The organism is Parabacteroides caeci, from assembly GCF_023656795.1.
GTDB lineage: Bacteria > Bacteroidota > Bacteroidia > Bacteroidales > Tannerellaceae > Parabacteroides > Parabacteroides segnis.
Window position 1 is genome coordinate 1 of sequence record NZ_JAMOKT010000051.1, and the last position, 25,666, is coordinate 25,666.

At 39.2% G+C, this 25,666-nt stretch carries 14 protein-coding genes; 4 read left to right on the forward strand and 10 right to left on the reverse strand.

Translation table 11 applies throughout. The annotated features are described in order from the left end of the window. Positions 1–105: 105 nt before the first annotated feature. The 6 genes from NBH15_RS21325 to NBH15_RS21350 form a co-directional block, all read right to left on the reverse strand. Entirely contained in the window at positions 106–1,299 is a 1,194-nt protein-coding gene (locus NBH15_RS21325; protein WP_250823488.1) for a glycosyltransferase WbsX family protein, read from the reverse strand. A gap of 19 nt (positions 1,300–1,318) precedes the next feature. Continuing rightward, positions 1,319–4,378, reverse strand: coding sequence for a glycosyl hydrolase (locus tag NBH15_RS21330; protein ID WP_250823489.1), 3,060 nt, complete (start codon positions 4,376–4,378; stop codon positions 1,319–1,321). A 10-nt stretch (positions 4,379–4,388) separates the two neighbouring features. Continuing rightward, positions 4,389–5,603: a glycosyltransferase WbsX family protein gene (locus NBH15_RS21335; protein WP_250823490.1), complete on the reverse strand. Its 1,215-nt coding sequence runs from the start codon at positions 5,601–5,603 to the stop codon at positions 4,389–4,391. A 74-nt stretch (positions 5,604–5,677) separates the two neighbouring features. Next, a complete protein-coding gene (locus tag NBH15_RS21340; RefSeq protein WP_250823491.1) occupies positions 5,678–7,468 on the reverse strand; it encodes a RagB/SusD family nutrient uptake outer membrane protein in 1,791 nt (596 codons plus the stop codon). A 37-nt stretch (positions 7,469–7,505) separates the two neighbouring features. Next, positions 7,506–10,898: a TonB-dependent receptor gene (locus NBH15_RS21345; protein WP_250823492.1), complete on the reverse strand. Its 3,393-nt coding sequence runs from the start codon at positions 10,896–10,898 to the stop codon at positions 7,506–7,508. A gap of 153 nt (positions 10,899–11,051) precedes the next feature. Beyond that, positions 11,052–12,053 carry a FecR family protein gene (locus NBH15_RS21350; RefSeq protein ID WP_250823493.1) on the reverse strand — a complete coding sequence of 334 codons (1,002 nt, stop codon included), beginning with the start codon at positions 12,051–12,053 and terminating at the stop codon, positions 11,052–11,054. A 108-nt stretch (positions 12,054–12,161) separates the two neighbouring features. Between NBH15_RS21350 and NBH15_RS21355 the strand changes: the two genes are divergently transcribed. From NBH15_RS21355 to NBH15_RS21370, 4 genes are all read left to right on the forward strand, one after another. After that, positions 12,162–12,749: an RNA polymerase sigma-70 factor gene (locus NBH15_RS21355; RefSeq protein WP_129698704.1), complete on the forward strand. Its 588-nt coding sequence runs from the start codon at positions 12,162–12,164 to the stop codon at positions 12,747–12,749. Positions 12,750–12,807: 58 nt separating this feature from the next. Further along, positions 12,808–15,486, forward strand: coding sequence for a TonB-dependent receptor domain-containing protein (locus NBH15_RS21360; protein ID WP_250823494.1), 2,679 nt, complete (start codon positions 12,808–12,810; stop codon positions 15,484–15,486). A gap of 5 nt (positions 15,487–15,491) precedes the next feature. Then, on the forward strand, positions 15,492–16,532 hold the full coding sequence (locus tag NBH15_RS21365) for a DUF4249 domain-containing protein (protein ID WP_250823495.1): 1,041 nt from the start codon (positions 15,492–15,494) through the stop codon (positions 16,530–16,532). Between the two features lie 89 nt (positions 16,533–16,621). Continuing rightward, the gene (locus NBH15_RS21370; RefSeq protein WP_250823496.1) at positions 16,622–17,746 is read left to right on the forward strand and encodes a DNA polymerase III subunit; all 1,125 of its coding nucleotides are present in this window, start codon (positions 16,622–16,624) and stop codon (positions 17,744–17,746) included. An 84-nt stretch (positions 17,747–17,830) separates the two neighbouring features. On the opposite strand, the gene NBH15_RS21375 is transcribed toward NBH15_RS21370, so the two are convergent. From NBH15_RS21375 to NBH15_RS21390, 4 genes are read right to left on the reverse strand one after another with little or no spacing between them, the layout of a single operon-like run. Then, positions 17,831–18,991 (reverse strand): DUF4998 domain-containing protein, encoded by a 1,161-nt coding sequence (locus tag NBH15_RS21375; RefSeq protein ID WP_250823497.1) that lies wholly within the window; start codon positions 18,989–18,991, stop codon positions 17,831–17,833. Positions 18,992–19,009: 18 nt separating this feature from the next. Next, complete coding sequence (locus NBH15_RS21380; RefSeq protein ID WP_186959157.1) at positions 19,010–20,200, reverse strand: DUF5000 domain-containing lipoprotein; 1,191 nt, start codon at positions 20,198–20,200, stop codon at positions 19,010–19,012. A 37-nt stretch (positions 20,201–20,237) separates the two neighbouring features. Further along, positions 20,238–22,175 carry a RagB/SusD family nutrient uptake outer membrane protein gene (locus NBH15_RS21385; RefSeq protein ID WP_250823498.1) on the reverse strand — a complete coding sequence of 646 codons (1,938 nt, stop codon included), beginning with the start codon at positions 22,173–22,175 and terminating at the stop codon, positions 20,238–20,240. Positions 22,176–22,233: 58 nt separating this feature from the next. Beyond that, positions 22,234–25,434 (reverse strand): SusC/RagA family TonB-linked outer membrane protein, encoded by a 3,201-nt coding sequence (locus NBH15_RS21390; RefSeq protein ID WP_250823499.1) that lies wholly within the window; start codon positions 25,432–25,434, stop codon positions 22,234–22,236. Positions 25,435–25,666: the final 232 nt, after the last annotated feature.

Below are 25,666 nucleotides of genomic sequence, written 5' to 3' on the forward strand. Positions count from 1 at the left end.
CGCATTTACAAGAGCTGTTTAATAAGACTAATTTCAATGATGTCAAAGAACAATTTAATCCCCTTATTCCGGGATTATTTGATTAATTAATAACTCGTCCCGATTTTAACGGGACACTAGTGAATTAGAATCAACAAATACATTTTTAACTGCCTCTAAATAACCATAGCCAAATACATTACAAGGCATCAGATAACTAGTCTCCGTCCATTCATTCCAACTATTTATGGTTATCAGCGGTTTCTGCTTCGGATGCCGGTCGGCAAAAGCTTTAGCACGACGAAGTGCTTTTTCAAAATTTTCGGGTGTATTATTCTTCACAACTGCACTTACACCCGTACGGGGACTATTATCCCATCCCACACTTATATGAGGATAGTAAGCAAAGTCGTAAGAAGAATCAATGCGTTCCCATTCTTTTTCAACAGCGTCCATAATTACATTATAATCTTCATTTACATTCGTAAAATGGGCAAACTGATAATGAGTTCCGCTAGTAAATCCTAATTTCTTCACAAACGAATTCTCGGGATTCGTTGTTTTCCCGGCATCGAACCCACTATAGTTCATATTAATGGACCACATCGTTATCTGCAACTCAAGTCCTGGGAATCCGGCCTTCTTCGTTTCCTTCTTGAACCATTCCAAAGCATCTGCTGTTTCTTCGATTCCTCCCAAACCTGCTATCAGCTGTGGTATATCGTAAATCATAAAAACAGGTTTTCCATCTATCTTATAATATTGAGGATGTTTGAAATATTTCTCAATATTACGTTTGCAGATCTTTTCAAACTCCTGACGATCCACCTTGCCGGTCCAGATTACATTATCTTCTTTGACTCTGGCCAAACGGGTATCCCAGACATTCACCACATCATGGTTTGCCCACATCAGATAGAACTGCATTTTATCCACATTATCAGCTTTCAGGAAACCATTATCCAATGTTGTCTCCATAAACGGACGACCATCATACCAATACCAGTCAAAAATAAAAACATTCACACCATGCTTTGTTGCCTGTTCTATTTCCATTGACATAACCGAAGGATCTGCTTCATTAATATACCCCCACAGAGGTTTACGGTCCCAATAATGTCCGGGATTTCTCTTTTGCATCGTCATAACAGTTTCCCACTCACCTATCCCCATTGGCCAAAACGGACGCAAACGCGGATCATCGGAAGCATACGCTGGATAGAGGAATGCTGCTATATCATACTTCTGCTTCTTTCCTTGTCCAAACAAAAGGATAGAGCAACACAAAAACACAAATAATAAACACAATCGATTTTTCATATTTTCATTCTTTTAGTATCTACTTAGAAATAAAAACCAATTTTACCGGTCCAAACAGTCCTGCATCGTATTGGTTCAGATCAGGTATCCCTCTCCATCCCCAGGTGCGGAGTTTACCCATATCCTCTTTCATCCACATTTTATTGGCTATCAGGTTTCCTATTTTTATCCTGATTTTATTCTCTCCCTGTTTTAATGTGTTGGAAATATCAAATTTGAAAGGAGGCCATAAACGAGCTCCTACAGATTGGTCATTAACAAAAACCTCAGCCATGTATTTTACTTCACCTAAATCGAGGAAGACTGATGAAGATACATCGTCTATCGTGATGGAAGTTTCATATTCTAAAAATCCAGTGTATTGTTGAAGCCCGTAGGTGTACCAGGAAGCTAGTTTTTTGTTCTCTTCCGTACCAACTGTAAATTTGAAAGGAGCAACAGCGATCTTTTCTTCTTTCCGGTTTACTACAAACGATAGCAATTTCGATTCCGAAGCCAGATTCATTAAAGTATCTGTTACCTTTATCTTTTCGTCATTCAGCCAAACCTCTTTTCCTAACATATAGGATGGAACTATAACCGATTTTGCTCCTACAGGAATATTCATTCTCCAATAGCCATAGATGCTTTTAATATTATTTTCATCTTGGCGGGAATAATATTTCCAGTTGGAGTCGTCATATCCTAATCGTAAAAACTCATTTTCTTTCAACCGGCTATCTGAATATAATACTTTTGCCGTTGTTTTATAAACAGTATTTTCATTCGGATAACTTATTCTCCATGTGGTATCGACCAGTTTCTCTTTGGTGGTGATATCCGGCTTCACTTCTGTTGAATTTGTTTTATCCGGATCAAAAGCCAGCCAATAAGCTTCAAACGGATTCAATGTCAGGGATACTTTCTGATATCCGTTCTCTGTTGACGATGGAATATTCTTTTTCTGACCTGTCTCACAATCCCATATTTCAGCAACTCCTTTTCCATCTCTGAGCCATGCGGTGAAATGTTTTAATGTATCGGTATTGTTTGCAAACCAGTATAAGTTGGTATTACCGACCTTTCTTTGAGCTGTATATAATCTACCGGAATTTTCAAGACGTATCTGAGGAGCCATCTTTTCATTCAAAACTGTGATCATAGCTTCCATTTTGTCTTTATCGGATGCTAAATTAATAACGTTCGGAAGTTGTTTTAATTCTTTAGCCTGGGTCATAATTGTTTTATCGTTCAGTCCTTTTTCAGGAGAACCCTGAGGTAATTCACCCAATAAAACGACTAACCCTCCCTGTTTGGCAAATTCAACGATTTTTTTGAATGATGACTGAGGAATAATATAAGTCACCGGAAGTACGATTGCCTTAAAATCATGATTATTGATCGTTATTGTTGTACTTTTACCGGATTTTTGTATTGTACCTTTCGATAAATAATATTTGTCGGCTATCAAGAAGTCAATATTTTCCTGATTCATCTTTCTCATGGCATCCGAATAGACCTGATCCGTTTCAACTACCCGAGGGTCCCACGGTGCATTCTGTACACCTTTTTCTTCCGAAAAATAGTTTTCTGAAAAAGACCAGGCGGTTTCAATCGGATGGACAAGCAAAACGTCTGCCACCAGACTGCTTTGCCAGGTAATGAAGGCGGCACGTCTGGCAAAATCAGTCCATTGGGATAAATAGTTCCAATAGGGATTTCCTGTAAACCAGTCACTGGGAAAAGGGATTGTCTCCAATTTCCTGTTCATATAAATACCATGAGGAACAACATGACTAACACCAAATGAAGTGACTGAGTTTATGGTCATTTTCATCATTTCTGGAGATTGTATCCATCCGGCTACTCCCATGATCTCGCTCATAAAAGGACGGCCTTCAAATTCTGCAACAGATTGTACTTCTTTAAAATCATGTACATCCTGAGATTTCATTTCCAGACAGTCGTTACCGGGCATTGTTACACAGCGTGTCGTTTTCATCAAATCACCGACAGCGATTGTCTGAAGCTGTAACGATTCTTCCCACAAATTGGAAATATAATACATATTACGTTCTTTCAGCCATTTAACCAATGGTTCGAAATAACACTCATTATATACATCCGAAACCACATCGAACCAGTCACATCGGGCCACAACAAACAAACCGTCTTTGTCTTTTTCAGTTAATAAGGGCAACCATGTTCTTATATCACGTTTCTTTTTCTTCTGATACTGGATTGCCAAATGTTCGGACCAGGCCATCTTCCATCCGTAATCGCCTTCATTATCGACAAATACTCCCGGTATACTACGGCCCATATCTTTTTTGAAATGTTTGTCGTATTGTTCATGGACCATTGGTATGAATACTTCCATTAATTTAGGGTCCAGATAATTTACTTTACCGCCATCAACACCTGGATGTTTCTTTATTGTATATGTATAAATAATCCAATCACCGGAAGGAGTGATCCATTTGATATTATTCCCTTCACCTATAACACGTAATGATGAGGCATCGAGCTGGTTGTTAACCACTTTTCCGGCAACAGCAAAGTCAACCGAGTCGTACTTTACCTCTGTTTTCCCCTCTACATAATAACGCTTTGGAGAAAGATAGGTCGCTTCCAGTTCCGGATGCTTTTGCAGAATCTTACCTGCTGCTTGCCCGCTTGGCCAGTTATAATCATCACAATATCCGAGTGTTAATCCGTTATCCTTTGCTTTTTGTAGTGCATTACTAAAGCTGTTGAACCAGGGTTCAGCAAGGTATTGTTCAACTGGAAGCGCTGTTACCGTATTATCAAATCCGGAACGGGGATGTACATATCCGGGATTCAATTTTTGTTTGGTCATCTCTTCAGCCATTGAGGCTGCCATATGTTCGTCTCTGATCACATCGTCCCAAAACCAAAAGGTGTGAGGTGCATAAAACATAGGAGGATTATCAAACATGTCATAAATTTCCTTATCACTGTATTTTTTCAACCATTCAGGATGAATATCTTTTTCGGAGATATTTTGAGCGACAACTATTGAGGAAACCAGTGAACTACATGTTACAATCAGAAATGTGTTTTTCTTTGATATATTCATTGTTATATCTCTATTTAAAAACCTTTTTAACCGCTTCCAGATAGGACATTCCATTTTTCATATCAGGCTCCAGATAGCTACCTTCCGTCCATTCATTCCAACAATTAATATTTAAAATACGAGGGCCATCAGGATCTGCCAATAATCTATCCCGAGTCATTTCTAATGCTTTTTTGAAATTTTCCGGAGTATTATTCGACATAGTGTTCGTATAGGGATAACCATACTTGCTACCACTCCATTCCTTTTCCTGATTTGTTCTCGGACTCGGATCCCATCCCATAGTCACATTCGGATAATAAGGGACTCCATACTCTTTTTTAGCATTATCCCAATGTTCCATGTATTTATCCCTGACATAATTAAAATCAGTTTCAAGCTCTGGCAACCCGGCATGATGAATCCAAACATAAGATGTCGCAGAATCAAACTTAAGTTTTTCTAATAATTCTTTATTATTAAGTGGTGCCTCCTGACCGGGTAAAATAGCCGTCCCCCAAGCGACCAGATTCCAGTGTATCCCCTTCAATCCGGCATCAACAGCCTTCTGGTCCAATTTTTTCATTTCCTTTATTGTAGCCTCTAAAGACCCGAAACTATTGATAAAATTTTGAATATCATAGATAGAAAAATAAGCTTTTCCATCTATCAACCAATAATTTGGCTTGGTAAAATATTGCTCAACCAAATTATCACCAATACGATCGAACATTTCAGAAGTAACTTTTCCATCGTATAAATAATCATGTTTATTACCACCTGTATAAGGATATAGTTCCATCCAGTCATGATTCGCCCACATGAGTGCAAATTTAATGGCATCTGTATTCGATGCATGCAGAAAACCTTCATCCAGACAACGGTTTAAAAAAGGTTTCCCTTCATAAGTATACCAATCGAAAATAAACACATCGATACCATGTGTCGATGCAGCCTGTATTTTTTGCTCCATCACTTTAGGATCTTTCTCATCGGTATACCCCCACATCGGTACTTTAGGCTGATAATGTCCTTCAAAGCGAGGTTTGGCATTCTTTACCAACTCCCATTCCGACCAATTTTCAAAATGCTGACGGCTAATACGCAAATCAGTTGTATCACGTGTATGATAATTAGGGAAATAATAACACGCTACTGTAATTTCATCATCCACATCTTTCGCCTGGCTCATGCACGAAACAGTAAAAACCAGCACTATCAAACAAATAACTACTTTCAGATTCATTTTTTATATTTTTTACTTTCATAAAAACGATCAGTTCAGATTCATTACCTGAAACTGACCGTCTTTACTAACATTTACTCATATCCAGGATTCTCAACCATATTAGGATTACTAGAAGTTCTACTCAAAGTTATAGGCAAATAATAATTTTCCTCTTTAAATAATGGCGTAGAAACACTTCCATCTATATTATCCAAAATTTCCAATTTATACTTTTTCTCTCCATTCATATAGCTGGAATAATCCAAGATATACCGAAGACCAGAAAAACTTCTCGATAATTCTGTCGTTGCTGTTCTCCAACGTCTAACATCCCAATAGCGATGTCCTTCAAATGCTAATTCCACTTTTCTTTCATGACGTATCTTATCCTGGCTAATGTCTTTCAACGAAGCAATTCCTGCGCGTTCTCGTATTTGATTAATAGCATCCAATGCTTCGCCTTTTTTACCTAATTCATAAGCCGCCTCAGCTAAATTCAATAAAGTTTCTGCATACCGGAATATTAAGAAATCTTGTGAAGAAGTTGCCCATGCAGCATTAGTTCCTCCCATATTATCATGAGATTCATCCAGATATTTCATTACACCAAAACAAGTTCCTTCCAGATCCTGATCACCAGTGCACAATACCCCGTTATAAGAATCCTTTGTCATGATTGTACCATCCGGTAAAAGTAAACCGTTATGATAGTCCACAAAGCTACCCTTCCAAGGTGTTTCCTGTGTATATATTGTTGCGAAGAAACGAGGATCCTTTCTCCCCCACAACTCATCCATAGTCCACAGACCATTCTCCACTTCTGCACGATTTAGTTTTCCGGAAGTACCATCCATATATTCAAATTCTTCCACCAACTCCAGATAAGGAGCATCCAAGTTACCTCTGTTCCAACCTTGAGGACGAGGGCATTGGAAGAAATCAACAGCCCATCCATTTCCACCTGTGATCAAACCGTTGGAACTATCATGTCTTTTAGCAAAGATAACCTCACTATTATTCTCAACTAAAAATATATTTTTAAAGTTTGTTACTTTATCGGCATCCTGATTATATAAAGCAAATTTCCCACTATTTATAATCTCTTTGGAGGCATCATAAGATATCTGATAATAATTTTTAGCTTTTTCTGAAGGAATTCCCACTACTCCATCCAATTGTACCTTTCCGTACTGTGCGATACTAGCAGCATATAAAGCAACCCGTGACTTTAATGCCAAAGCTGCATATTTTGTTGCACGCCCCAGGTTTGTACTCGCTATCTCTTCTGGTAAGTCATTTACAATTTCATCAATTTCTGATATTACAAAACTATAAACAGCTTCTTCTGTATCTCGTTTAGGAAATAACTCTTCCTCTGGATCTGTCAACTGTTGTGCTTTCAGGATCAAAGGAACACCGCCATAACGTTTTACCATGGCAAAATAAGAAAAGGCTCTCAAAAAACGAGCTTCTGCCACTCGGGTATCTTTAAGTTCTTGACTTAATGGTGAGTCTGGTACTTTCTCGATAAATTCATTGATCTTACGAATAGGATCATATCCCCACCATTCCAACAAACCGCCTCCTATCTTCAATCCGCCGAATTTATAATTATATCCAGCCATAGCTTCTCCCCAATCTCTCCATAAAGATAAACATTCATCAGAAACATGATTTACTACAAATGCAGGAAAATAAGCATCTCCTTGCCATCCAGTACCAACACTTTCATTACCAAAATAAGACATATGATAGTAACATTGAACCAGATAAGCTTCTATCAAAGCTTCATCATTCCATACAGCTTCATCAGAAATAATATCCAAAGGAGTCTTATCCAATACATCAGAACAAGAAACAAAGGATGAAGCAATAATTAACATCGATAAAAATATTTTTTCATTTGATTAGCATTTAAAATTAGAACGACAAATTAATTCCAACAGAAAGTGTTTTTTGCTGAGGATAATAAAAACCTCCCTGTCCGGAAGGAGCTTCCGGGTCAATATGATATTTACTCAATTTGTCAAATGTAAACAAATTGGTCCCAGCAAAATAAACTCGACACTGCTGTATTAATAACTTTGTACAAAGCTCTTTAGACAAATTATATCCAAGGGCAAATGACTTCAAACGCAAATAACCTGCTTTTTTATAAAAATAATCAGACATATGACCGTTTGTTGCCGCTCCCCCCAAACGTGGATAAAGAGCATCAGCCACATTGTTATTTTCACTCCAACGAAGATCGAACAGTTCTTGAGGATATGTCAATGTATTATGCCATAAAGAGATATAGCTACTATATCCAAAAGCTCCCTGGAAAAGAGCTGCTAAATCAAAATCTTTATATTTAAGATTTACATTTAAACCATACATCCAATGAGGCATCGTTCCTTTTCCTATTTCAACCTGATCTTTCCAATCCAATACTCTATCTCCGTTTACATCTACGTACCGAATATCACCAGGACGTAAAGATGTATTCTGCTTATTATCTTGATCAAAATCCAAATTGTCGATCTCTTCCTGAGAAGTAAATAATCCATCAGATATATAACCAAATTGCCTGTCTACCCATTGTCCAGATTTCTGATTAATTCTTTTCTGATCCGGATCTGTATAAATTTGTTCTTCATAATGATCCCATTTGGCTCTTGACCAAGAAATATTACCACTGATATCATAGCTGAAATTCTTAAAACTTTTAGAACTACCAACCATAAATTCAAACCCTCTATCATTTAGACTATTAATATTCTCTTGAGGGAAAGTTGCTCCAAATGTAGGAGACATACTCATTGTTCTTGTTGCCGGAATCCCCGATCTTTTCCTGTAAAAAACATCACCTTCTCCGTAAATAAGTCGACTCAAGAAAGAATAATTCAAACCGACATTCCATATTTCAAACTTTTCCCATGTTAAATTGGGATTAGCCAACCCTGTTGTAGCAATTCCCAACATGCTTTTATCTCCCAACAAATAATAACCGTTCAACTTATAACCTGATAAATATTGGAAATTACCTACTGCATCATTTCCGGAACGTCCATAACTTGCCCTGATTTTTAAATCATCTACAATAGATTTTGTATTCGACATAAAAGATTCTTCTGATATTCTCCAGCCCACAGAAGCACTTGGAAAAATACCCCATCTATGTCCTGGCGCAAACTTAGCTGAAGCATCGGCTCTCAAAGTCGTTTCCAATAAATATTTATTTTTATATGAATAATTAAATCGGCCTACAAAACTTTTACGTCCCATTTCAGAAGAAGCTCCATCATTTTTCATTGTTTCCGTATTACCCACAAACAATTCTTCAATAGAAGGAGTTAACAAATCTTCTCTACTTGCAGACATCCAATTACCCGAATAATCAATGGCTTCATACAAAGCTAAAACAGATAGTGAATGATCTTCGGCAAATGTATTATCATAATTAACCGAAAATTGACGAGTTAACATTTTACTACGATCATCCCGTTGTGTCAATTGAGCTGAATTTCCAAAACCTCCAGCGTTTATATATGTATCACTAGCCACATCATATCTATAAAAAGTTGAAGGTCTATTAAATAGTTTTACATAACTAATTTGATCATAATAATTTAATAAAAATTTAGCAGAAAGTCCTTTTATATGTTTGAATGCATATTTTAAAGCAATTGTTCCATTCAAATTAAGTTTCTCTTCATTTTGATATCCTGACAACTCTGTGTTGGAAGTAACGTGAGCTCCTCCTGTACCTTTCCCGTCCGCATAAGAGATCTTCGTTGGATCAGGTAAATGAGCTGGATAAACAGGCAACGTATTCCAAAGATCCTGCCATACTCCAGCATTATTCTGTGGTCTTATCGTCGTCATATTATCTGACTTAATAAATGACAAATCCAATTGCATGGATAATTGGCTAGTGATACTAGCATCAATATTTGATTGCAAATTATAACGTTTATAATTTCCACCATTATGTTTCCAAATAGATTCCTGACCTAAATAACCTAAAAAGCCATAATATTTAATCTTCTCACTACCTCCACGCACCGATATATTATGTTGGTTCAACGGAGACCAATTTCTAATCAACTCATTATACCAATCAGTATTTACATATTGTGGATCTGTTCCATCATAAAATTTCTGTATCTGTTCTTCCGTATAGGGAGCTGTTGATTCCGGTTTACCAGACTGGAGCCATTCCTCCCGTCTCAAAGTTGCATAATCACCAGAAGAAACCGGTTTAGGCATAGTTGTTATACCCTGAAATGTTATAGAAGAATTTACAGAAATTGTTGGTTTTTGCTGTACCCCTCTCTTTGTGGTTACCAAAATAACACCATTTCCGGCACGAGCTCCATAAATTGAAGCTGAACCATCTTTCAATATACTAATAGACTCGATCTGGTTCGGATCAATCCGATTAAAATCCATTTCTATTCCATCTACAATCCAAATAGCACAATCAAATCCACGCACACTAATTGTTGCCTGGTCCGCCCCTGGTTGTCCGCTTGTCTGCTGAGATACCAACCCAGGCAATCTACCACCTAAACTATTTATAGTACTGGAAACCGGAGCCACTGTCATTTCTTTACTTTTAACCGTAGCAATAGAACCAGTCAGGTTCCCTCTTTTCTGGGTACCATATCCGACAACGACTACTTCATCCAATGTTTTAGTATCTTCCTTTAATGTAACAGCCAATGACTGTTCATTACCAATCTTTATTTCAGATGAAAGATAACCGATGTAAGACACTTCCAACAGATCGCCTTTTTCTACATTCAATGAAAATTTTCCGTTTATATCTGTAACAGCTCCATTTGTCGTTCCTTTTACCATTACATTGGCTCCAATAATAGGTATACCGGCTGCATCGACAACTGTCCCTGTAATTTTATTCCCTTTTTGGGAAATAACAGGATTTGATGATTTTACAGATAATACAATACGGTTCTCTACTACTGAATAACCAACATTGGTCCCGGAAAAAACGGCATCCAGTATTTTAAATATATCAGCATCGTCGACAGATACCGATACTTTACGATTCAAATCGACATGACGATTGTTATAAAAAAAAGAAAAATTACTCTTCGCTTCTATCTGTTCCAACACTTCCTGCACTGTTTGATTTTTCGTTTCCAAACTTATCCGGGCAGTTTGTGCATAGCTACCAGAGGCATGTAATAAGCTAATTGAACTTAGCATAAAGACAAAAAACAGTTTCATAACCAATGGAATCTTTTTTAAGGTTAACCCAAGTGACATTGTCACCCACCGAAATTGGGTAATAGATAATTTTTGCATAACTTTGTATACTTTTTTAAGGAAAAAATGATTTGATACGAACCTGTCGCCAAACAGGTTTCTTTCAGTTAACTCATTTCATTCGGATAAATACGCCAATATTTATCCGAATGTTTTTGTTTCAGGAGGTCCGTTTGCCATACGCTTTCATTTTTAATAGATTTCTACTTTACTTTTTCTATCCAATTTGTTTTCCGACGGAATATAACGCCACTTAATTCCGGAAGAAGCATTGAATATGTCTAATATCTGTTCCAATCGATGATTGGTAAATGATCCGGTAAAAAAATCTTTTACATATTTATTATTTGACACTACAAAATCCACATTAAACCTCTTTGTCAACATACGCAATGCTTCTTCAAAAGGAGTCTTCTTGAAAATAATCATTCCATCCTTCCAGGATATCTCAGCTTCTCCGCTTGTCTGATATATATCCGACCGATTCGTCTGGATATTATAAATCAATTTTTCACCTGGTTTCATATTCACCTGTCCGGAGTTGGAAATAAAAGCGACTTTTCCACTGATCAATGTGGTTGAGACAATAGAATCCCATTTAAAAGCTTCCATATTAAAAGAAGTTCCCAACACTTCCACGCTGGCATTGTGAGGAGTGGTTACAACAAACCGCTTTTCCGGATTCTTTACGACCTCAAAGAAAGCCTCACCTTCCAAGCGGACCGAACGGAATTCCCCTTCGAAACTCTCCGGATATACCAGTGAAGACTCGGAATTCAAATTAACCTTTGTACCATCCGGTAATGTCAGGCTGGTCGTCATACCCGGATTTGTCCGGACTTCCAACATACGGATATCCTGTTTTTCAGGAATAAGTACTTGCAACAGATAAGCAACCAGCAACGGGATGAATAATATGGCAGCCACCCGCTGCCCCCATATAAACAACGCCTTTAGTTGGCTTCTGAAAATACGATTGTCTACTTTGGATAAAGCATTGTCCGTATTTACCCGATCCATGACAGAGATAGTATCCGATGCCAAATAGATCAGTTGTATCTGCCGGGCTATTTTATAATGCTCTTCGGATTGACGGATCCATTTTTCAACTTTCTCCCTTTCCTCCGCAGACACATTGCCTTCACAATAACGGGGAAGAAGTTCCTCTACAATATCTATATTCTTCTCGCTCATTAAAATCACCTTTTATTATTATGACAGGTGGGATCGGGTGAGTTCCTAAACAGAAATCGACTTTTTTCAAAAAAAATTATGATATTTGCTCTTAGATAAGAAAAACATATGAAAGGGAGTATACATAACGAACAATACCAGAATGAGAATTTTCTTTTGTCAGCATTACGTCAGTCAGACAGGGAAGCATATACTTTCTTGTTTCGGAAATATTACCCGATGTTGTGCGCATATTGCCATAAATTTATTTCATTAGAAGATTCTGAGGAGATTGTCCAGGATGTTCTGTTCTGGTTATGGGAATCCCGCAAAGAGCTGGTTATCGAAAAATCACTCAGCCAATATCTGTTTAAAATAATATATAATAGAGCAATTAACAAAATAGCCAGTCTACAAGCAAAAAGTAAAGCCGACACCGTCTTCTTCGAGCAGATGCAGGAAATGTTACAGGAGACCGATTATTACCAGATTACAGAACTAAGGGAATTGCTCAAAAAAGCTATAAATAAATTACCGGACAGCTACCGCCAGGCATTTGTCATGCACAGGTTCCAGCACATGAGTTACAAGGATATAGCTGAACAGGCAGGAGTCTCGAGCAAAACCATAGATTATCGGATACAGCAGGCTTTAAAGATTTTACGCAAAGAATTAAAGGATTATCTGCCCCTCCTGTATTTTATTCATCTGGTTTAACAGAAAAAATATATATTATTCTTTATCCTGGCACATTAATCATTTATGATGAAATAGAATGAAATTATTTATCCAATCGTTTATCTTGCTGTTGTCACTAGGTATACTGTATCCGGCAAATGCTGCCGAGGCCGACAAAGTACCTACTATCACATTGAATATCAACAATCTCCCTCTACCAGAAGCACTTGCGATAATCGAAAAACAATCAGAGATGTCCTTTTCTTACGAATCTTCGGTTATCAAAGATATTCCGAAAGTAACATTGCAGGTAAATCAGGTTCCGTTGCGTACCTGTCTTGATATGCTTTTCAGGGATCTCTCCGTCACCTATACTATAAAAGGAAAATTTATTATCTTACGAAGAAAAAGCAAGTTCGTTACGATCAGCGGCTTTATCCGCGACCAATATACAACCGAATACCTTATCGGTGCTTCCGTCTACAATCCCAAAACCCAGGAAGGAACAGCAACCAATAACCATGGTTTTTTCAGTCTGACCGTACAACAAGGTGATATCCAACTGGAAACTTCTTATATTGGCTACCAGCGTTTCGCATATCATTTTAATGATCTGAAAAAAGACACGGTCATGGAAATACTGCTCAAAAGCGGTAAAGAACTTCAGGAAATAGTCGTTACCGGAACAAATGCTTCACAAAATCCGGTATATACTCCCCAGATGGGGACATTGAAGATTTCACAGAAAACAGTAAAATCAATTCCTACCCTTCTCGGAGAATCGGACGTGATCAAGACTTTGCAGACACAGCCGGGCGTTTCGGCAGGAACGGAAGGTTTGGCAGGTATGTACGTCCGGGGTGGCAATGGCGATGAGAACCTCTATATGATAGACGGCATTCCCCTTTACCAAGTAAACCACCTGGGAGGACTCTTTTCCGCTTTTAATGCCGAGGCTCTGAAAGATGTCGATTTTTACAAATCAGCTTTTCCCGCCCGTTACGGAGGAAGACTTTCAAGCGTAGTCGACGTACATACCAAAGATGGGAATATGAAAGAATATCATGGCAGTGCTATGCTGGGCCTCACTTCCGGAAACATCAATTTTGAAGGTCCGCTCGTCAAAGATAAAACATCATTCAATGCATCCCTGCGCCGCTCCTGGTTCGATGTGCTGACAGCCCCGGCACTTGCCATCTGGAACAGGATAGAGAAAAAGGATGGAAAAAAACGAACGGGAAGATATGCGTTCACCGACTTCAACATGAAGGTAAACCATCACTTCAATGACCATAGCCAAGGATATGTCAACCTTTATTTCGGACAAGATTTTCTAAAAGGAGGAAGTACCGATTATAAAACGAGTGATGACAATCTCTACTACGAATCGAAAGATATCGGGAAATTACGCTGGGGAAATACCGTTGCCTCCGCCGGATGGTCTTATGTGATGAATCATAAAATGTTCAGTAATATTTCGGCTTATTACACACGTTATAATTCCTCCATAAGAAGAATAGAGGAAAACCAAACAGGTAAAAAAGACGATGAGGAATATAAGAAAAGTAAAAGAAATACATCGATTGAAAATGGTATCAACGACCTGGGTTTCCGGATGAATTTCGACTATTTGCCCGCTCCCGCCCATCATGTCCGTTTCGGTAGCAATTACATCTATCATCATTTCCGTCCGGAATATACCCAAAATGAAGTGACCGGCGATTATGAGAAACTGGAAGTCAAAGATGTGAAAGAGACCTTATCGGCAAATGAACTGGCTGTTTATGCAGAAGATGACTGGACAGTCAATCATTTTATCCGCCTGAATGCCGGGATACGTTTCAGTCTTTACAATGTCCGTCAAAAAACTTATACTTCGCTGGAACCCCGCATATCTTCCCGCTTCCTGGTTAACCCCCATCTAAGCCTGAAAGCATCCTATGCCCGGATGAGCCAGTACATTCACCAGATAAACGAAAGTTATATGAGTCTGCCGACAGATACCTGGATGCCGGTTAGTAAAAAACTCCGCCCACTGGTCAGCGACCAGGTATCGACCGGCGCCTATTACAATCTGCACAACGACTATTCTTTCTCAGTAGAAGGTTATTATAAATGGATGAATCATATTCTCGACTATAAAGACGGCTATAATTTCCTCCCGTCATTCATCGGTTGGGAAGATAAACTGGCCCAGGGCAAAGGATGGTCGTACGGGGTAGAGCTGATTGCCCGGAAAGAAACCGGACGTGTCACAGGATGGTTGGGATACGGACTGATGTGGGCAGACCGCCAGTTTGCTGAAATAAATGAGGGTAAACGTTTCCCTGCCAAATTTGACAACCGTCACAAACTGAATGTCGTAGCAAACTGGAAACTAAGCGACAAAATAGAATTAACCGGCAGCTGGACATTTATGACAGGAAACCGCCTTACCGCTTCTTTCGAAAATTACGAAGACCTCGGACAGGCACATTTTCCTTCCGACGTAGCTCCCATTCCTCCGTTTATGGATACACCGGGAGGACTTGAATATTTCACCGAACGCAATAATTTCCGCCTGCCGGCTTATCATCGGCTTGATCTGGGTATCAATATTTATCGTCCTAAAAAGAATGGACGCATGGGAATCTGGAATTTCAGTATATATAATGTATATTGCCATATGAATGCGATTACCTTAAAAAAGCGTTTTTGGTATAATTATGATTGTTATTTCGAAACGATGAGTATTCTGCCTATCATACCATCGGTTTCATACACCTATAAATTCTGAATAAGATGAAAACAAAAATACTTCTGTTATCTGTCCTGTCAGGCTTCATATCTATCCTGACTTCCTGTTACCGCGAAATTGACGTGGAGAAATATCGTACTACCCCTAAAATCGTCATTAACTGCCCTATATCCCCCGATACCGTTATCCGGGCGAGCATTACCCGCACCTATTTTTTCTCAGATCTGGACAATCTCAAACCTGAATACAATGGCTGGAACGGGCAAACAGAAATTTCAAGTATAAAATTAAGAAATGCAAAGGTTGAACTTTATATAAACGGGACTTACAAAGAAGACATGAGATGGCAGGCTTTGGATAGTGTCGACGAATATCACACACCAGATACCTTTTTCGTATCGACGATTATTCCGCAAGCTGGCGATAAAGTCAAAATTGTAGCAACCACCCCCGAATATGGATCTGTATGGGCAGAAGACGTCGTTCCTCAACGGGTTCCGATCGAAAAGATAGAGGTCAGTTGCCGGAAAGAAACCGGAGATCCTTACAGCATACAAAATAATACCCCTGGCAATATAACTTATAATAATGAGTATTATGCCTTTCAGTATTACATAACCTTCAGGGACACACCGGGTAAAGCGAATTACTATCAGTTATGGGTGAAAGGAGACATTCAATATATCGACCCCATATTCAACAGTGTAAATTCCACTATCGACGGGACGTTAGGCTATGACGGCGTAGACGGACGGGGCGGTCGTGTATTTACCGACGAACTTATTGATGGAAAAGAATATACCATCCAGGTAAAAGAACTGATACAGGCACATTATAGTGTTCAGGATTTGAAAGAAAGAAGTATTAACTTGTATTCTCTCTCCGAATCTTATTATCAATATTTGTTATCATTGGAAAAAATCAGTGCCAGCACTCTATCCGGCAGCTTATCTAACATAGGATTGGCCGAACCGCTTCGTGTTTATACCAATGTAAATAACGGCACCGGCATATTAGGAGCCTGCCAGCGTACTAACATAAAGATCAACCTGGGAGATTATATTCCAAAGAAAGAAGATAAATAAAAGCCTTCTCCGGATATATACAGAAGCCAGTATTTCTTATTTCTTCCGATTATTTGTACCTTTGTTCTGATAATACAAAAGGAACATTCATGTACTTCAAAGATATAATCGGTCAGGAAGAGATAAAAAAACAGCTTATCCATTCAGCACAAACAGGTGTTGTGCCTCATGCCCAGCTATTCACGGAACAGGGAGGTGCGGGAGCATTTCCTCTGGCACTGGCTTATGGCCGTTATCTGAACTGTACGCACCGGACCGAGACTGATGCCTGCGGGACATGTCCGTCCTGCCTGAAATTTAACGAACTGGCGCACCCTGACCTGCATTTTGTATTCCCTATCGTTGCCAAGAAGGAAAAGAAAAAAGAAGTATGCGACGATTATTTGACCGAATGGCGTGGTTTCCTGAAAGAACGTCCTTATTTCAATATCGACGGATGGCTGGATTACATCGATGCCGGCAATTCGCAGGCCATCATCTATTCGAAGGAAAGTGACGAAATCATCCGTAAACTGAATCTGAAAATATACGAGGCGTCTTATCGCATCCTGTTGGTCTGGTTACCCGAAAAGCTCCATCCGACCTGTGCGAATAAACTTCTGAAAGTAATAGAAGAACCTCCTTTGAATACTGTCATCCTGATGGTATCGGAAATACCGGACCAGATCTTAGGAACGATCCTGTCACGTGCACAGCGAATCAATGTCCGTTCCATCCACCCGGAGGCTATAACAGCTGCTATGATAACACGATTCGGACTGGCTCCGGACGATGCAAAACATGTGGCCCACTTGGCAAACGGGAGTTATCTGAAAGCCGTAGAAGCGATCAGCTTGAGTGAAGAGAACAGTTTCTATCTGGAGCAGTTCAAGGCGATGATGCGTAACTCCTGGGCACGTAACGTCAAAGGGATGAAAGCGATGGCCGATGTTCTTGCCGGCATCGGACGCGAACGCCAAAAGAACTTCCTGCAATACTGCCAGCATCTGATCCGTGAAAACTTTATGTACCGTTTCCAGTCACCGGATCTGAATTATATGAATATGGACGAATCCGGTTTTGCCGTAAAATTCGCCCCTTTTGTTAATGAACGGAATGTATTCGATATCATGGAAGAGCTGGCAAAAGCCGAACGGCATATTACCCAGAATGTAAATGCCAAAATGGTCTTTTTCGATTTGTCGCTGCGACTGACAGTTCTAATAAAGCGGTAAGCAAAAAATTATTCTAAAAAATCCAGCGTCAACAGTAACTAACCATAAATCAGTTACTGTTGACTGCCGAATAATAAATAAAGCCTAATGAATCAAGCCATCATCTGCCGGAGAATAAGCTCCGATCTCACCGATATAAGCATATGATGAGCGAGAGTTTGATCCTACATAATACATGAAATAGCGTGCTTTAACAACATTGCCACCCCTTGAAAACTGAGGGATATCGACTACATTATCAAATGAATAAACGCCATAATCCTTCCATCCCGGATCCTTACTGTCTGCCGGATCGTTCAATGATTCAGCATAAAAAATCTGATGCGTCGGCTGGGCACCCGCTGAGTCGTCCATACGACGATAGACTTCAAAACTTGATATATTCACCGTTTCTCCCATATCTACTATAAAATAATGAGGAAAGCCAGAGTATGGATTATGCGAAGTGTGCCATGGAGTATTGATATCGCCATCGATGGTATTCGATGCCCCCCATCCATTTGTTGCAGCAGCATCGGAACTATAACCAACAATCTTCCAACCGGATTTGTCTATCGGACGTTCATAATAAACCGGTATGTTTCTAGATGTAGAAATAAATGTATCTATGGCACTCCCTTCTGGTATGAAACGTGAGCTGTAACTTATATTTCCCTTCAAATCATACAGGGTAGTTGTAGTAGCATCAGCCGGCAATTCCATACGAACCGTTTCATTGGAAGTATCGGTATATTGCAAATCCATACCAATAGCCCCTCTAGCTACTCCTCCCCAATAAATCACCATCGAATCACCTTCCATATCATAACGGGTAAACTCGGTAATGTAACTTCGGTTAGAAAGACTATTCTTATAGTTCTCTCCATAAGAAGATCCGGTAGCTTCAAACTCTAACGAACGATTACCGAATTTATCAAAACTGACTAATTGGAACAGATATCCGCTTTCCGGCATATCATCGAGTATAACAGGAAAAACACCAGTCTTTCCACCGATCTCGACATCGACAGAGTCTTCATAATTATTCCAATAAACGCGTAAATTTTCTACACGTTGAGCTTTTACATAAATGTCTAATTGAATCCGGTTCTCGCCTGCCCGAACACCTACACTATCCACTTTTGCAGCATAAACGATCTCTCCTTCGTCAAGATACTTGTCAGTAAGATCATTCATATCCGTACATGATTGGCTGGCAATTGCCAATAGCATCAGTAATACAAAATATACTTTATTGAATTTCATAAACTGTTCTTTTTATAATTATTGATATAATTCGGATCTGTTGTCTCCAAACACAAACAGCTCTCCAATCTGGAAATTATCGCCGCCTGCCCAAGTCCTGGTAACTTTTATACGAATCCATCGAACAGGTGGAACATCCAAGGGCATAATAAAATTCTCGCCGGATACAAGAGCTACATCATCATCTTCCGAAGAATGCTGACCTAAAGGAAGCCCCGAAGGCTTTACTGATTCGAAAGTACCCAACAATGTCCAACTATCCCAATTACCTGTAGGATCTAAATCCGTAGCACCATAAACTTCAAACTGTTTTAGGTTTCCTTCAGAAAAAATATAGGCATCTCCACGTTGATAGAGCAATAAACGACTGATCTTACCTACCGCACCTAAATCAATAGTAATCGATTGAGGCCAAATCCCTGTTCCACCCGGCGAACTAAATCCATTATCACCCGGACCATAAATACCATCCCATATACGAGACATCCCCCAACCTACACCTTCACCAATATCGTTCGGTAATTTAGCATCGGACCATTTAGTCTTATCGAATGAAGTTTCGAACATAGGTGTCAACTCTTTATAAAGCGTCGGACTGACATTTCCCCAGCGATCCTTCACGTAGATTCCAAAATCCATTGGAATAGTATCCAACCCACGAGCAGCTCCACTACCCTCTATAACAGTCGTATAGAACGTTTCCAAAGGTTGATAATCTCCATATTCATCTTTACGTACAATATGGACTGTCACCTCATCCCGGTTTGTATTAGTCCATTGTCCTTGTACACCACCAAAGTCCTGTACTAAATCAAGTGTTTTACCGATCGTCAGTACAGGAGGTTCTTCAGGATTCACCGTTACTTTCACAGGGGCAGATTCATTACGACTCCGATCCACTGCAATAAGCGAAACCTCACGCGGTTCCATATCGCCAAAACCTACTACCTTAATTGTATCTGTATAAAGGGAACTTTTGGCCTCAGCCATCCCATCCTTCAGGTTATAAACCGCTTTAACATAAAGTAAATCTTCATCATCCGGTAAAGTATAACTAAGAATAGCCCCTCCGGGAATATTTTTTACATTCACATTCGAGACAGCCCCCGGAGCAATAGAATCTATAGGTTGCTGCCCTATTGGAGATTCACTGCATGACCAAGTAATCAAACCTAGTGTCATGGCAGATAGTATAATCTTATTTTTCATATTCATCATTATTATAATGTATTAGATATTGAATTTATTACCAACCGTAATTTTGTACAAGATTTTTATTAGTAATAATATTCGTCTCCCGAATAGGCATAAAATAATCTTTCACTGTTACTTTTACAGGAACTTCAGCAACATTCTGCAATTTATAAAAGTCTTCAGGTGTCTCACCTAAGATATTCCACCCCTGAGGCTGTATATTATAAGTATCGATCTGTTTCCAACGACGAATATCCCAATAACGTTTGGATTCAAAAGCAAACTCAACCGTTCTTTCATCATGGATAATATTGCGCAAACCTTCTTTTGTCGTCGGTTTAGATGGGTCGGTAGAATATTTACTCCATGAATCTATTACCCCCTCCAATCCGGCACGTTCACGGATTCGGTCTATGTATTCATATACTTCCGCCGAAGGACCCGAATATTCATTCAATGCTTCCGCATAAAGCAAATAGAGATCAGCCAAACGAATAACAGGAAAAGGATAATACTCCGGTTCTGCAATAGTACTGTTAGTAACACCGTTTTTATAACTAGCCATTTTCTTAGGAGCATAACCGGTTATAGAATAGGAACTACCCCCTTGATAACCGGACCACCCCAAATTTAAAAAGTTAGTATAGTTACATGACTCAAAGTCATTTTTCCCATTTCCGTAGTAAATTCCCTGATCAAAACCTATGCTGGCATAAAAACGAGGTTCACGGTTGTAATGCATATAACAAGTACGTTGTCCTTCTTTTACAAAATATTTCTCATCTCCGGAAGATGGTTCCGAACGTAATTCATGGCGTTTGTCATACCATCCCTCTTTGTTCCATTGTTTATCTTCATTCATAGGTACACCATTGGATGTATAAAAACTTTCCACTGTTTTAATTGTCGGAGCCCATTGAGCACTAATCGTATTGATTATTCCAGCATCAATACGTACAACACGAGGAGTCGAATGATAGGAACGATCCCTGCATTGACTGTTTGTACCTCCCCATATCAACTCACAGTTCCAACGTTCGCAAACGACCTGACGCAACATGGTCTGTAATTGGAGCACAGGATGCTGAGTCACTGTGATCGGCTCAATTTCCGTATACAGTTTCTTTCCGGCGCCATGACAAGCTTCTATCGCTTCTTTACAAGCATCTGCAGCAATTTTCCATTTTTCAGGATCATACGTTTGATTAAACAAGACTGTCCCGCGATTATCTATCAGTCCTGCCATTTCTGTATTACCATTGAACAAAGGACTGGCAGCCATTACCAACATCTCTGCACGAACAGCCAAAGCTATCTGTCTATCAACGCGACCGCCTTCAATACTCATAACCATGTCTTTATAATCCGGCAGATCAGGCAAAGCTTCCAAAATCAGATCATTTACATAAGTCACCACATCATCCACTTTATCACGATAAACCGCAACCTGTTCTGGTGAAGCAGAAACTGGTAAGTTTTCGTCTATAATAGGTACAGGACCATAACATTTCAACAAATAATAATGATAATATGCCTTTAGAAATTTCACTTCAGCAACCCAACGAATACGTTCTGATTCTTCCAGATCAACCGTATTAGCAATATTCTCCAGAAAAATATTACAATCACGGATACCAACGAATAAGCCTTTACCACCTTGCAGACCATCCCAAAAATTCAAGTAAGGATCATCCAATTTTTGAAATCCGCGTTGTAAATAAGAAGATGTAAACGTTGGAAATACATGTGATGCTATCGGATAGAACTGCCATGTCTCGTCACCACCGTTAATCGCCGGGTCATTAAATAAATCACCCCACTGCGGGCGATAGCTATAACAAGTATATAAAAACTTTTCGGCAGCAGCTCGATTCGTAAAAGCCGACTCAACCGTTGCAACATTATCCGGCACTAAATCCAGATAACCGTCACACGAAGTAAATCCCTGTAATAATGCTGCAAACATTAATATTTTATAGAATGTTTTCATGTAAACTAATTTATTGATAAATAAAATCCACTAAGATAAAATTTCGTTACCTCTCTCATTAGAAAGAGATCTGAGCTCCCAAATTGAATACACGCTGAACCGGATATCCTAAACCATTTCCACCCATTTCAGGATCCCACAATTTGAAAGGACTAAATGTAAGCAGGTTCGTACCGCTGAAATAGATACGAAAGTTCTTTACAAAGACTTTTTTTAGTACATTGGTCGGAACTGTATATCCGAACTCCAATGATTTCAAACGCAAGAATGAACCATTACGCATAAACCAGGTAGACGGTTTCTGATTATTCTCTACAGCTTCATAAGATAAACGTGGCCACAAAGCATACAGGTTACGATTATCTTCAGACCAGTGATCATCTGCATATGCTTTTAACAAAGCATTCTGTCCGTTGAGGAAAGGTAGAGTTCCGTTATCCGTTGATGTGTCGATCCAAAATGATTCACGAGCCAAGCCCTGGAAGAAGAAAGACAAATCCCATTGTTTGTATCCTCCGGACAGACCGAAACCATAAACAATTTCCGGACTAGTCGGATAACCCATCGGTACCATATCCAATTCGGTAATCTTACCATCGTTATTGATATCTTTATATTTGATATCACCAGCCATATAATTACCAAACTGAGTCGGTGAATTACGGATATCTTCTTCATCTGCAAATAAACGTTCAGCCACATAACCGAAATTCTGATTCAGGGAAGTCCCCAGTTTCGACTTCCAGGGGGTACTACTGTAGTCAGGTTCTTCGTAGGCAGTAAACTCACTGGTTGCATAAGTGAAATTAGCCATCCCCGTCAACCAGGCATCATTATTAATCATATGGTTATAGTTCAACGACAGATCGATACCACTACTTTTAGCTTTCCCCACATTAGCCATTACATCAGCCTGAAGCCCCATAGTTGTAGGAATAGAAGCACGTGACATTAAAATATTCCAACGGGATTCCATAAAATAATCCGCCTGCAATTCCAATTTGTCAAACAGACCTAACTCTACACCCAGGTTTGTTTTCCGGGCAGTCTCCCAGGTTATATCCTCGTTCGGGTAACGAGAGATCGAAACACCATTCAACGTACGTCCTCCAAAATTTCCATAAGTACCGAACGACGATTGCTTACCATCGCTATTCATATTTACTTCCGAAATATAGAAAAAACGATCTTCAGGTCTACCAATCGCATCGTTACCGGATAACCCGTGAGTAACTTTCAGTTTCAATTTATTAATCGTTTTCTTCAAATCATCATTCCAGAACGCTTCACTAGAAACAAGCCAACCAAGTCCCATTGAAGGAAAGAAACCAAAACGTTCCTTTTTTGCAAAACGTTCGGAACCATTATAACCGAAGTTTGCTTCAAGGAAGTAACGCGAATCATAAGCATAAGTAGCACGACCGGCAAAATTCACATTGCGTGAAGGCAATGAAAGTTGTAATGTATTGGCGTCGGAAGTTAGGGATTGACGAAGTGTGAAAACCAACATAGCACCAACAGCATGCTTTTCATTATAAGTTTGACTCCAATTAGTAGCCGTTTCAAAATAAGTTGTAGAACTAACTACTTTATTACCGGGAACAAAGTCTAATGTTTCACGTCCATCCTGTTCGTTAAGGGGGGCCAAAATATAGGTATCCTCCAACTTATTATAGGAACCTATTCTATAGAAGAACGGTACATATTGACGAGATACATCAAAATAACCATATCGATTTGTATTAAACATAGCACGAAGAGACAATCCTTCTGTGATAAAATCCAAATTCTGCTTCAATTCAAACTGAGCCGCCATCTGTGAGGTTTGCGTATCCTTATATCCTTTCAACATATCGGCATACGGGTTATTATACTGTCCCTTGTCTGCATTACCGAATAATATATGTTTGGTATACTGATTTGCTTCATCAGCCGGATAAGAAGGGGCGAACAAAACAGGGTTAGTTCGCATTACTTTTGCGAACAACTGATCACCACCATCTATCGGTCCGGTATAATCATCAAATGCACCACTCAAGCGAACGATAGCTTCTGTTGTTTTAGTAACATTGATATTTACATTGGCACGAAGCATATATCGTTTCAGGTTGATATTATTATTGAAACTACTCTTTTTATCGACATTCAATACACCCTTATCCGAAATATAACTACCGGCAATATAATAACGAGCAACTTTACCACCACCACTTACGTTAAAGTTGGCACGGTAGTTGAATGTATTTTTCTTGAATAGTTCATTATACCAGTCCGTAGCCGGATAAACGTACGGATTCACACCGGCAATCGTATTATCTATCTTCTGCTGCGAATAAGGTAGTGCTCCCATCGGATTACGTGTCAATACGGCTTCATTATGAAGGCGCATATAAGTGATCGGATCGGCCAGTTCCACCATTTTTGTCGGTTGCGACATGGAACCTTCCAACCGGATACTTACCTGGGCGGCCCCTTCCGCTCCTTCTTTCGTCGTTACCAAGATAACACCGTTAGCACCACGAGAACCGTAAAGAGCTGTTGCTGTGGCATCCTTCATAATAGAAAAAGAAGCGATATCATCCGGTTGAATACGGGATAATTCTGTGGTAGTAACCTCATTGTTATCAATAAGAATGAGAGGATCTTTTTTATAACCGAAAGTTGTCACACCACGAACAAAAAATTCAGCATTATCTTTTCCCGGTTCGCCACTTCGTTGATAGGCTATCACTCCGGACAGACGTCCGGCCATTGCCGTAGTCAGGTTACTGGAAGGAACTTTCAATTCCGATGGATTCAAGGTTGTAATGGATCCGATAACGCTTTCCTTCTTTTGTTTAGCAAAAGCAACGACGGTCACTTCCTCCAGTTCATCCGTTTTGGGTTTCATCGTAATTACAAGATCCTTCTTATCCTTGACCGTTATAATCTGATCTTCCATACCCAGATAAGAAACAGTTAGTTTCTCACCGACCGAAACACTGATCACAAATGATCCGTCGATATCTGTGGCCACACCTCTCGTACCACCTACAAGAACTGTATTTGCACCGGGAAGAGGCTCTCCCATATCATCAATTACTTTTCCTTTTAAATTGAAGGTTACCTGACTCTGATTTGGAATAATCCCACTTGAAGCCGATTTGTCCCTATCTACTCCTACATTAACCGACGCAAAAGATATTGTATAACTAAAAACACATAGAATAGTTAGGGATACAGCTTTTCCTTTTATATTACTGCATATAGATTTATTCATTATATTGATATTAAGTTTAACAATTAAATATGTTAATTACTGATACTATTGAATAGGTTCATTTTATGTCTTCATAAGCTATTTTATTTATGTTACTGACTCTTAGTCCTTGTGGAACTATGTTAATATCAGAAACACAAGGCAGAAGACATGCATTGTATATCAACGCATTAACAATTTAACACACAGTTAACACAAAAAGATTCCGTGGATTACATATCTGTTTTCAAGA